The organism is Cupriavidus sp. GW822-FHT03E04, assembly GCF_058801495.1.
In genome coordinates, this window is the sequence record NZ_JBXANI010000039.1 from 1 (window position 1) to 11,458 (window position 11,458).

7 protein-coding genes are annotated in these 11,458 nt (G+C 66.3%); 4 read left to right on the forward strand and 3 right to left on the reverse strand.

Annotated elements, in window-relative coordinates; all coding sequences use genetic code 11:
- Positions 1-251 precede the first annotated feature (251 nt).
- Genes AC1RQC_RS36530 through AC1RQC_RS36540 form a run of 3 tightly spaced genes read right to left on the reverse strand, consistent with a single transcriptional unit; the run spans position 252 to position 3,623 of the window.
- Positions 252-947, reverse strand: a complete 696-nt coding sequence (locus AC1RQC_RS36530; RefSeq protein WP_309409935.1) for a transglycosylase domain-containing protein — start codon at positions 945-947, stop codon at positions 252-254.
- 59 nt (positions 948-1,006) lie between these two features.
- A complete protein-coding gene (locus AC1RQC_RS36535; protein ID WP_492375295.1) occupies positions 1,007-2,056 on the reverse strand; it encodes an Ldh family oxidoreductase in 1,050 nt (349 codons plus the stop codon).
- A 25-nt stretch (positions 2,057-2,081) separates the two neighbouring features.
- Entirely contained in the window at positions 2,082-3,623 is a 1,542-nt protein-coding gene (locus AC1RQC_RS36540) for a DASS family sodium-coupled anion symporter (protein ID WP_477134319.1), read from the reverse strand.
- 401 nt (positions 3,624-4,024) lie between these two features.
- On the opposite strand from AC1RQC_RS36540, the gene AC1RQC_RS36545 reads away from it, so the two are divergent.
- From AC1RQC_RS36545 to AC1RQC_RS36560, 4 genes are all read left to right on the forward strand, one after another.
- On the forward strand, positions 4,025-4,279 hold the full coding sequence (locus tag AC1RQC_RS36545; protein ID WP_492886387.1) for an RNA-binding protein: 255 nt from the start codon (positions 4,025-4,027) through the stop codon (positions 4,277-4,279).
- Positions 4,280-4,338: 59 nt separating this feature from the next.
- Positions 4,339-5,130, forward strand: a complete 792-nt coding sequence (locus AC1RQC_RS36550; RefSeq protein ID WP_492375297.1) for a tyrosine-protein phosphatase — start codon at positions 4,339-4,341, stop codon at positions 5,128-5,130.
- A 235-nt stretch (positions 5,131-5,365) separates the two neighbouring features.
- The gene (locus tag AC1RQC_RS36555; protein ID WP_492886361.1) at positions 5,366-7,093 is read left to right on the forward strand and encodes a ShlB/FhaC/HecB family hemolysin secretion/activation protein; all 1,728 of its coding nucleotides are present in this window, start codon (positions 5,366-5,368) and stop codon (positions 7,091-7,093) included.
- Between the two features lie 19 nt (positions 7,094-7,112).
- A partial coding sequence (locus AC1RQC_RS36560; RefSeq protein WP_492886363.1) for a two-partner secretion domain-containing protein occupies positions 7,113-11,458 on the forward strand: 4,346 nt, incomplete at its 3' end.

Consider the following 11,458-nt stretch of genomic DNA (forward strand, 5'->3'; position numbering starts at 1 on the left):
GGTCGGCTTTCTTCTCGTTAGTCTTCTTTGCCGACGCAAAGAAGAGTGACCGGCAGCCCCCGCAGGGGGATGTCGTACGGCTTTTGGGCCCAAAAGCCAACGCCGATGAAAGAAACAGCGACACCCCAAGCAGAGCGATGTCGTATAGCTGTTGGGTGCAAGCTGCATCGCCGCTCAAAGAATCAGCAACCAACCCAGCACCGGGATGTCGTGCGGCCCGTGGGCGCAAAAACCAACGCCGCCCAATCTACCTACTTCAACCTCAACGGCTCCAACAACGCCGCATCATATTCCCCCCTCCCAATCCTCCCCAACTCCAGCATTCGCAGCAAGATATAAGCCTGCCGCTGCCGGGCGCGCCGAGGATTCACCACCGGGTTATTCGCCGAAGGCGCCTTCGGCAATCCGGCCAGCATCGCGCATTCCGCCAAAGTCAGCTCGCCCACCGGCTTGCCAAAATACGTCTCGGCCGCCTCGGCAAAACCATAGGCCCCTTGCCCAAGGTAGACCTTGTTCATGTAGAGCTCGAGGATCTCGTCCTTGCTCATGGCGTGTTCGATCCGGTAAGCCAGCAGCACCTCATACAGCTTGCGGGTGTAGGTCTTCTCGCGCGAGAGGAAGAAATTGCGCGCCACCTGCATGGTGATGGTGGAGGCGCCCTGCGACAGCTCATCGGACAGGTTGGCCACGCCGGCGCGGATCACGCCGACATAGTCGATGCCGTCATGCAGGTAGAAGCGGTCGTCCTCGATGGCTACCACCGCCTGGGTCAGCTTGGGCGGTATCTCGCCGATGGGCACGTAGCCGGGCGACTGGCGGAAAGTGGTGAGCGCGTCCAGCGTGGGCAGCTGGCGCTGAGCGACGAGCACGGTGAGCGTGCCGAGCAGGGCCGCGCCCAGGATGAGCAGCAGCACCAGCTTGAGAAAATTCGACCAGAGACGTTCCATGGGCCGTATTGTGCCAGCACCGGCCATGTCCCTGCCCCGGCTCAAGCCGCCCCGCCGGTTCAGTCCGCCGGCAGCGCCACGCCAAGCTCCTTTGCCAGGGTTTCCAGGTTGCGCCAGATCGCAGGGTTCACGTCCAGGTGGGTGGTCGTGAGCGCGCGGTTGGCGGCTTCGAACTCGCCCGGGTATTGCACGCTGTCAAAGCCCGGGGCGGGCGGGGTGTCGTGCAGGTAGTTGACGAAGGCTTCCACCTCCGCGCCTTGCCAGCTCAGCCCCAGGTCCAGTTCCGGGTTCATCAGCAACGCGAACATATTGTTGGTGGCCACGCCGCCGCGCGGGTTCTCCGGCTGGATGGTGCCGCCGCCCGACAGCACGCCCGCGAGCAGCTCGGCTACCACGCCGAGCGCATAGCCCTTGTGGCCGCCGAAGGGCAGCAGCGCGCCCGGGTGTTCGCTGAACATGGCCCCGGCATCGGTGGTGGGGTTGCCGTCGCTGTCGATGATGCTGTTCTGCGGCGCGGGCTCGCCCTTCTCGGCCAGCACGCGGGCCTTGTTGATGGCGATGGCGCTGGTGGCGATATCCACCACCAGGGGCGGGCGGCCGTTGGGCATCGGCCCGGCGAAGCACAGCGGGTTGGTGGTCAGCCGCGCGGTGCGGCCGCCGTAGGGGGCCACCACCGGGGAGCGGTTGATCACATTGGTGAAGCTCAGCAGCACGAAGCGCTCCTTGGCCACCATCTCGCCGTAGTGGCCCATGCGGCCCAGGTGGTGTGAGCGGCGCAGCGTGACGATGCAGTGGCCGTGCTGGCGCACGCGCTCGATGGCGGTCTCGATGACGCGCTTGCCCACGTGCTGGCCGAAGCCGCCGTTGCCGTCGAACACCAGCAGGCTGTCGCGGTCGAGCACGCATTCGGCGCGGCCCGCCGGGTTGACGTTGCCGGTTGCCAGCGAGCGCTGGTAGTTGGGCAGGATCGACAGGCCGTGGCTGGTGTAGCCGCAGCGGTCGGCCTCGACCAGGTGCTCGGCCACGTCGTTGGCGATGTCGGTCGGCACGCCTTGCGCGGCGAGCAGGTCGCGGGCGAGCCGGGTGGCGGATTGCAGTGTTATCTTCATGTTCGTTCCTTGTCCCGGTGTGCGCTCAGATCCAGCCCAGCCAGCGCCAGTAGGTGGCGGCGAACAGCAGCATCAGGGCGTAGCCGATCACCGTCACGGGGATGCCGACCTTGGCGAACTGCTTGCCGTTGAAGGTGTCCGTGCCCAGGCAAACCATGTTTTGCGGTGCATTGATCGGCAGGATGAAGCCGAAGCTCACGGTGAAGCCGAGCAGCATCGTCAGGCCGATCTGGTTGATATCGCCCGGCAGCGTCTGCAGCACCGAGATCAGGATCGGCAGCAGCGCCGCGGTGAGCGCGGTGGCGCTGGCAAAGCCGAGGTGGATCAGGATCAGGAAGGCGGCCAGGATGGCGAACACCAGGATCGGGCCTTGCGTGGCGAGCCCGGAGTTGGCCACCACGAACTTGCCCAGCCACTGGCCGGCCTGCGTGGTGAGCAGCGCGGTACCCAGGCTGATGCCTACCCCGAACACGATCAGCGTGCCCCACGGCGTGCGTTGCTGCATGGTCTTCCAGTCCATCACGCCAATGCGCGGCATCATCAGGATCACCAGGCCGACGAAGGTCACGGTGGCGGTGTCGAACTGGTGCAGCTTGCCCTCGGTCGCCCAGAACAGCAGCAGCCCGATGGACACGGCGGCAAGCCGCTTCTGCGGGCCGCTCATCGGGCCCAGCCCGGCGAGTTCCTTTTGCACGGCTTCCTTACCGCCGGGGATGGCCTCGGTTTCAGCGGGCAACAGGAACCGCACCAGGAAATACAGCACGACCGACATCACGATGGCCCACGGCGCGCCGGCGATCAGCCATTGCAGCCAGGTGATGCGCTCGCCCAGCAGCTTGTCCATGAAGCCCACCGTCAGCAGGTTCTGCGCGGCGGCGGTCTGGATGCCGACGTTCCAGATGCTGGTGGCCATAGCCACGGTGATCATGATGCCGGCGGCGATATTGGATTTCTTGTCGACCCCGAAGGCCGCGATCACGCCCATCATGATCGGCACCACGCAGGCACTGCGCGCGGTCGCGCTCGGCACCACCAGCGACAGCGCGATGGTCACCACGATGCTGCCGATCAGGATGCGCCGCGTGCTGGTGCCGATGGCCGACAGCGTGACCAGCGCGATGCGCCGGTCGAGCCCGGTCACCGTCATTGCCGCCGAGATAAAGAGGGCGGCGGCAACCAGCGCCAGCGCGGTGTTGGAGAACCCTGCCAGCGCCATGCCGAGCGCGCGGGAGGTGCCGTACTGCGTGGCCGGGTCCGCCACCGTGGGCGCAAAGCCGATCAGTGCGGCCATCAGCGACGTGATCATGATGGCGCTGGCCTCGTAGGAGACCGCCTCGGTGATCCACACCACGATGGCAAAGGCGAGGATTGCCAGCATGCGATGTCCCGCCACCGGCAGGTCCGGGGGCAGGGGCAGGGCGAGTATGCCGATCAGTACCAGGACAGCGGCGTAGAGCCCCCATGGCGTGGATTTGCCGGGCGCGGCTTGCGGCACGGCGGCAGCCACACCGATAGCGGTGGGGGCGGCTGCGCGGACGGCTTGGGTTGGAGTGCGCGGGTCTGTCATCGCTTTCCCTTTTCTTGTCTTGTTGATCTTGGTTCGACACGGGAAGGCGGACGTCACGCGCGGGCAGATGGCTAGCCTGTGACTGGCAGGGTGGCGGCGTCGTTCGGCGGCGTTCCGTGAAGACCTGGCGAAGGCGGGAGACCGGCTTGCGGCCGGGCTGCCGCGTTCGACATGGGGAAATTATCGTGCCGGCCAACAGTGCCTGTCGAGGGTGGATCCGGGCGCATATGACGCGGATCAAAGAACCGGCTCGCACAGGGAAATTTCGATGCGCCAAGCGGTCAGACTTTCAGATCATTGCGATACAAGGGCTTGCGGGCGTTGCGCAGCGAGCACAACAACCGGCGGCCCCGCACACTAATGAGCCGCCCGAACGTGATCTGAAAACTTTGGAGTGCATGATGAAGGTTTTAGTGAGAGGACTACGCGCCGAAGTCGACGCATCCGCGCTGCGCACGGCGCTGGCCGCCTACGTGCGGGTCAAGGACATCGAGCTGATCTGCGAGGGCGACTGTGCGCATCCCTGGGCCTGGGTCGACCTGGATCTGGACGATGTGGGCCCGATGAGCGTGTGGAAACTGGTGGCGAAGCTCGATCGCCGTTATATTGCTGGATGCCATACGCGCTGGCATGTGCCGGCCTATCGCGCGCGCTGAGCCGCCGACACGTGCGGTGCGCGCGCCACCGAACGACAAAGACAGGGCAGGGACACACGATGCAGGAAAACATGGCCGATGCGCCATCACAAGGTGCCGGCGTGCCGGGCAACGCAGCGCTTGCGCTGGACAATGTAGTCAATCTGCGCGACCTCGGCGGCCTCGCCACGCGCGACGGCCACCGCGTGCGTGCCGGCAAGCTGTTTCGCAGCGGCAACCCGGGCCTGGCCAGCGCGGCGGATATGGAACGGCTGCGCGCATTGCAGCTGGACATGGTGATCGACTTCCGCTCGGCCGGTGAGAAGACCGCTGCGGAAAGCCCCTTTGGCGAGGCCTTCCGCTGGGTCGCCACGCCGGTGCTCGAAGGCAGTATGTCGATGGCCGAGCTGATGCCGCGTTTGCGCGACGGCAGCGCGCAGCAGATGGAAGCCTTCATGCTGGAGGTCTATGGTGACTTTCCGCGCAAGTACCAGGCCGCCTTTGGCGGTTTCCTGAAGACTGCGGAGCAGGGCGGCAACCTGCTGTACCACTGCACCGCGGGCAAGGATCGTACCGGCTTTGCCTCGATGCTGCTGCTGGCCGGCCTGGGCGTGGAGCGCGGTATCATCATGGCCAACTACCTGGAATCGAATCACTGGAACCAGGGCTTCAACCAGAAGATGAGCGCCGGCGCGGCGCAGTTCGGTGTCGATCCCGCGGTGATGTGGCCGCTGCTGGCGGTGAAGGCCTCTTACCTGGAAGCCTCGATGCATGCCATCGAGCAGGACTACGGCGGCATCGATGCCTACCTGGGCGACGTGCTCAAGGTGGATGCCGAGCGCCTGCGCCAGGCCTATCTCGTACGCGCTTAGCGATCCTTGTCTCCAAGGTGCTTTGCGAGCGCGTCATCCCGAGCGCGTCATCCCCCAACGGACCGTTAGCGCAGCGCCGGCCATCGTAGCAGTGCGAGGCGGACGGCCGGCGGGACTTTAGCCCAGCGCGGTCGCTCGTGGGGTCGTTTTTGCCAATGTCAGGACTTGTCAGCTTTTCTGGCTGGCCGTTGGATAGAGTCGGAGCCTATATAAAAGTCTCCGATTTCATTCTCCAATGCGTAGTCCTATTTCCTGTTCTTACGGCCGGGTGCCCGCCGGTGTGCGGCAACTGGTGGGTCTGTGCCTGAGTGCCCTGGCGGCCGGTCCTGTCCTCGCCCAGACCCCGCCCGACGCCGGCGCGCTGCGCCAGCAGATCGAGCCGGAGCTGCCGCCGGCCTTGCCGCGTCCGGTGGCGCCGGACCGCGCGGCACCGCCGCCGCCGATGCGCCAGCGCGGCGAGGCCACCGTGACGGTCGAGGCCTTCCGCTTTGCCGGCAACAAGCAGATGAGCGAGGCGCTGCTCGCGCCGGTGGTGGCCGGCTTCCTGGACCGGCCGCTGGACTTCAGCGAGCTGCAGTCCGCCGCCGCCGCGGTGGCCGAGGCCTACCGCGCGGCGGGCTGGGTGGTGCGGGCCTACCTGCCCGCGCAGGACGTGCGCGAGGGGGTGGTGACCATCCAGGTGGTGGAAGGCGTGTTTGGCGGCGTGCGCATCGAGGGCCAGGGCCCGCAGCGCGTGAGCCGCGAGCGCATCATCGCCGGCTTCGCTGCACACCAGCCCGTGGGCCAGCCGTTGAATACCGAGACGCTGGACCGTGCTCTGCTGCTGGCCAACGACCTGCCGGGCGTATCACTGGTGGGGCGGCTGCAGCCGGGCACGCAGGAGCAGGAAACCGACCTGGCGTTGAATTTCGTGGAAACGCCGCTGGCGACCGGCAATGTGGCCGTGGACAACCAGGGCGCGCGCTCTACCGGCGCGGCGCGGCTGGTGGGCAACGCCAGCGTGAACAGCCTGGCGGGCCTCGGCGACCAGCTGCTGGCCAACGGCTTGCTGAGCGAGGGCTACCGCTACCTGCGGCTAGGCTACACGGTGCCGGTGGGCTATGACGGCTGGCGCGTCGGCGCCAACGCCTCGCGGCTGGACTACCGGCTGGTGGCGGATGACTTCAAGGCGCTGAACGCGCGCGGCAACTCCAACACGGTAGGCCTGGAGGCGAGTTATCCGCTGATCCGCGCGCGCCAGCGCAACCTTTACTTCGTGGCCAATTACGACCATAAGACCTACGACAACGAGGCCAGCCAGGTCACCACCAGCCGCTATTTCGACAACACGCTGAGCCTGGGCCTGAGCGGCAACCTGTTCGATAACCTGGGCCGCGGCGGCTCCAACACCGCCAGCGCGATTTTCACCGGCGGCAACCTGAACCTGGGCCAGTCGCCCACGCAGGCCGCCGACGCCATGACGGCGCGCACTGCCGGCCAGTTCCTGAAGCTGCGCTACGGCATGTCGCGCCAACAGGTGCTGACCGATGCACTGTCGGCCACGGCCATGCTGTCCGGGCAGATGGCCAGCAAGAACCTGGATTCGTCGGAGAAGTTCTACCTGGGCGGCCCGGGCGGCGTGCGCGCCTACCCGATCGGCGAGGGCGGCGGCAGCGAGGGGCAACTGGTCAACCTGGAGTTGCGCTGGCGCCTGCCGTACGGGGTGTCGCTGTCTGGCTTCTATGACTGGGGCCACGTCACGCTCAATCGGGACAACAACTTCCCCGGCGCGCCGCTGGCCAACAGCTACCACCTGCAAGGGGCGGGGCTGGCGGTGCACTGGCAGCCCGGGCGCGGGGTGAACCTGGGCGCGACCTGGGCGCACCGCATCGGCGGCAATCCGAACGCCACGCCGTCCGGCAAGGACCAGGACGGCTCCCTGATCAAAAACCGCGTCTGGCTGACCGCCAGCCTGTCGTTCTAAGTTTCCCGGAAGTCCGTCTATGAACAAGATCTATCGCCTGATCTGGAGCGACCTCGTGCGTGCCTGGGTCGTCGTGGCAGAGACCGCGCGCAGTCGTGGCAAGGCCAGCCGCAGCGTGGGCGTCGTCGCAACGCGCGCCCGCCTTGCCATCAAGCCGCTGGTGGCGGCGCTGGCCGGCATCGGCCTGGCGCACGCCGCGCCACCGGCGCCGAACCAGCTGCCCACCGGCGGGCAGGTGGCGGCGGGGCAGGCCAGCATCAGCACCAGCGGCAACACGACGAACGTCACGCAGACCTCGCCGAACGCGGTGGTCAACTGGCAGAGCTTCAACGTGGGCAGCGCGGCCACGGTCAACTTCCAGCAGCCCTCGGCGGGCGCGGCCATCCTCAACCGCGTGCTGGACAGCAACCCCAGCCAGATCTACGGCAGCATCAACGCGCCGGGGCAGGTGTTCTTCGTCAACCCGGCGGGGATGTACTTCGGGCCGACTGCCAGCGTCAACGTGGGCAGCCTGGTGGCGACCACGCACGGCATTACCAATGCCGACTTCATGGCGGGCAACTACCGCTTCACGCGCAACGGCGCCACCGGCAGCATCGTCAACGACGGGCAGATCACGGCCGCGCTGGGTGGGTACGTCGCACTGCTGGCACCGGCGGTGCGCAACCACGGCGTCATCGTCGCGCAACTGGGCACAGTAGCGCTGGCCGCGGGCGAGGCCTACGAACTGCAGTTCGGCGGCAACCGCACGCTGGCCAATATCCTGGTGACGCCGGCGACCATCGCCGCGCTGGTGGAGAACGGCAACGCCGTGCGCGCGCCGGGCGGGCGGATCATCCTGTCGGCGCAGGCGGCAGACCGCCTGCAGGGCGGCGTGGTGCGCAACACGGGCACGCTGGAGGCCACGGGCCTGACCAGCGACGGCGGCACGGTGCGCCTGCTGGCCAGCGATGCCATTCAGCAAAGCGGCATCATCAACGCCGACGCCGCCGCGCAGAGCGCGGGCAAGGGCGGCAATGTGATCGCGATCGCCGACCTGGGCAATGCCAACAGCCTGACCACGGTGGACGGCACCCTCAGCGCGCGCGGCGGCAACCTGGGCGGGGATGGCGGCTTCGTGGAGACGTCGGGCTCGCACGTGAAGATCGCGGATAGCGCGATGGTGGATACGCGCGCGCCGCAGGGCCGGACCGGGAACTGGCTGATCGACCCGAACAACTACACCATTGCCGCGTCGGGCGGCGACATCACCGGCGCGGCGCTGAGCGCGAAGCTGGCCACCAGCAATGTCACGATCAGCTCCACCGATGGCGCCACGGCGGGGACCAGCACCACCGACAACGGCAGCATCCACGTCAACGATGCGGTGACGTGGAACGCCAACACGCTGACGTTGAACGCGCAGAACAATATCAACTTCAATGCCGTGGCCAGCGTGAGCGGGCAGGGCTCGCTGGCGATGAACACCGGCACCACAGTCAGCGGCGGCACCGTACGGATGGGAGTCAGCCTGAATGGTGGTGGCTTCACCGGGCGTGTCGATTTCAATTCGAGCGGCAGCCTGGTCATCAACGGCAATACCTACACGCAGATCAAGTCGCAGTCGAACTTGCAGAACCTGTCGCTGAACGGATACTACTTCCTGGGCAGCGACGTGGCGCTGAGCGGCGCCTTCACGCCGATTGGCATGGCGGGTGCCAACCTCGGGGCCTTTACCGGGGCATTTGACGGACTGGGGCACCGGATCACCGGGCTGGAGATCAACCTGCCGACGACGGACAAGGTAGGCTTGTTCTCGCAGAACAGCGGAGCCATCCGCAATGTCGGCCTTGTACTCGGCCCTGGTGGCGTGACCGGGCAGGGAGAGGTCGGGGCCTTGGTCGGCTATGAATTCCAAGGCACGGTCGGCAATAGCTACGTCAGCGGTAGCGGGAAAGTCTCGGGGTCGGCCGATGATGTCGGCGGGTTGATCGGGCATATCATGCTGGGCGGCGCGACGCATAGTTATGCCACGGTTGACGTGACGGCTCCAAACTCAACCAACGTAGGTGGTCTCGTCGGTTATGTCGAGAACACCGCTGATGCCCAGATGATCTACGGCAACTACTTGTCTTGGGGGCTGTACTGGGATTACGCAACCGGATCGGTCACCGGCAAGCTCGCGGTCGGCGGGCTGTTCGGGCAATACGTCAGTCCTTTTTCTGATTACCTGTCGGCCTCTTTTGCCACGGGAGCGGTCAGTGGGGGCGACGCTGTTGGTGGCCTGATCGGGATCGCTTTGGGGCACATCGAGCAAAGCTATGCCACGGGATCCGTAGCGGCCACCGGTGTCAAGTCCTATGCCGCCAGAGCAGGTGGCCTGGTCGGCTATTCAAGCTCGACGCTGATCCTTAACAGCTATGCCACGGGAGACGTCACTGCCACGATTTCCGGCAAGAGCTCGGTCTATGCAGGTGGATTGGTGGGGCAATTGGAGACTGCAAACCTACCCCTGCAAGAGATCGATACGAGCTATGCGAGCGGGCTGGTAAACAACGGCAGTGGAGGCGGCCTGATCGGCGTGCCGAGCGGCTCCCTTCCTCCCCCCGATACCGCGTGGGGAGTCTGGAACAATCAAAACAAGCAAGCCGTTGCACAGGTAGGAGGGACCGCGTTGACTCCAGCGCAGATGAAGGATCCCACCAATCCGGCATGGACAAAGCTCCTCCAGACGACTCAGACCGTCACCCAGATTTCCACGTCTGCAAGTGATACCACCGCCAAGGCGCCGATCTGGGGGGCGGCTGCGTCAGGGACCAGCGCTCCTGTCCTTTGCGTTTTCGGCGGGTGTGCCACCAGCTCCAGTTCGGGTTCGTCGAGTGGCTCCGGTTCGTCTGGCGGCTCGGGCTCGTCGAGTGGTTCGGGTTCGTCGAGTAGCTCGGGATCATCGAGCGGTTCGGGTTCGTCGAGTGGTTCAGGTTCGTCGAGTGGCTCGGGTTCGTCGAGTAGCTCGGGTTCATCGAGTGGTTCAGGTTCGTCGAGTGGCTCGGGTTCCTCCAGCGGATCGGGCTCTTCTAGCGGTAGCGGTTCATCCGGCAGCTCGTCGGGAGGCCCTGGTTCGTCGGGTGGATTCCCGGTGCCGATTCCGCCGCCTCCGGCGCCGGCGCCCGTTCCCGTGCCGATGCCGTCGCCGCCGCCACTGGATCCGTCCTCCGGCAGTTCGAGCGGCAGCGGCGGTTCGTCGAGTGGCAGCTCCAGCGGCAAGCCCGATGACGCGGGCTCGTCGAGCGGTAGCGGTTCGTCATCCGGAAGCAGTGGTTCGTCCAGCGGCAACACGAACCATGGCGCAGGCTCATCGAGCGGCAGTGGCTCGTCGGGCAGCGGTTCTTCGTCCGGCAACAGTGGTTCTTCCAGCGGTAGCTCCGGCGGCAACACGAGCGATGGCACTGGCTCATCGAGCGGCAGCGGCTCGTCGGGTAGCGGCTCTTCGTCCGGCAACAGTGGTTCTTCCAGCGGCAGCTCCGGCGGCAACACGAGCGATGGCCCGGGTTCATCGAGTGGCAGCGGCTCGTCGGGTAGCGGCTCTTCGTCCGGCAACAGTGGTTCGCCCAGCGGTAGCTCCGGTGGCAACACGAGCGACGGCACTGGCTCATCGAGCGGCAGCGGCTCGTCGGGTAGCGGTTCTTCGAGTGGCAACAGTGGTTCTTCCAGCGGTAGCTCCGGCGGCAACGCAACCGACGGTACTGGCTCCTCGAGCGGCAGCGGCTCGTCGGGTAGCGGCTCTTCGTCCGGCAACGGTGGTTCTTCCAGCGGCAGCTCCGGTGGCAACACGAGCGATGGCACGGGCTCATCGAGTGGTAATGGCTCGTCGGGTAGCGGTTCATCGGGCGGCAGCGGCTCGTCGGGTAGTGGTTCTTCGTCTGGCAACATTGGTTCGTCCAGCGGTAGCTCCGGCGGCAACACGAGCGATGGCACGGGCTCATCGAGTGGTAGTGGCTCGTCGGGTAGCGGTTCATCGAGCGGCAACAATGGTTCGTCCGGTGGTAGCTCCGGCGGCAACACGATCGACGGCGCGGGCTCATCGAGCGGCAGCGGCTCGTCGGGTAGCGGCTCTTCGTCCGGCAGTAGTGGCTCGTCCAGCGGTAGCTCCGGCGGCAACACGAGCGATGGCGCGGGCTCATCGAGCGGCAGCGGCTCGTCGGGTAGCGGTTCTTCGTCCGGCAACAATGGTTCGTCCAGCGGTAGCTCCGGCGGCAACACGATCAACGGCGCGGGCTCATCGAGCGGCAGCGGCTCGTCGGGTAGCGGCTCTTCGTCCGGCAACAATGGTTCGTCCAGCGGTAGCTCCGGCGGCAACACGATCAACGGCGCGGGCTCATCGAGCGG

Excerpts from the sequence above, each read along its gene's own strand:
- AC1RQC_RS36530 (WP_309409935.1), bottom strand. The coding sequence starts at position 947 with ATGGAACGTCTCTGGTCGAATTTTCTCAAGCTGGTGCTGCTGCTCATC.
- AC1RQC_RS36535 (WP_492375295.1), bottom strand. The coding sequence starts at position 2,056 with ATGAAGATAACACTGCAATCCGCCACCCGGCTCGCCCGCGACCTGCTC.
- AC1RQC_RS36540 (WP_477134319.1), bottom strand. The coding sequence starts at position 3,623 with ATGACAGACCCGCGCACTCCAACCCAAGCCGTCCGCGCAGCCGCCCCC.
- AC1RQC_RS36545 (WP_492886387.1), top strand. The coding sequence starts at position 4,025 with ATGAAGGTTTTAGTGAGAGGACTACGCGCCGAAGTCGACGCATCCGCG.
- AC1RQC_RS36550 (WP_492375297.1), top strand. The coding sequence starts at position 4,339 with ATGCAGGAAAACATGGCCGATGCGCCATCACAAGGTGCCGGCGTGCCG.
- AC1RQC_RS36555 (WP_492886361.1), top strand. The coding sequence starts at position 5,366 with ATGCGTAGTCCTATTTCCTGTTCTTACGGCCGGGTGCCCGCCGGTGTG.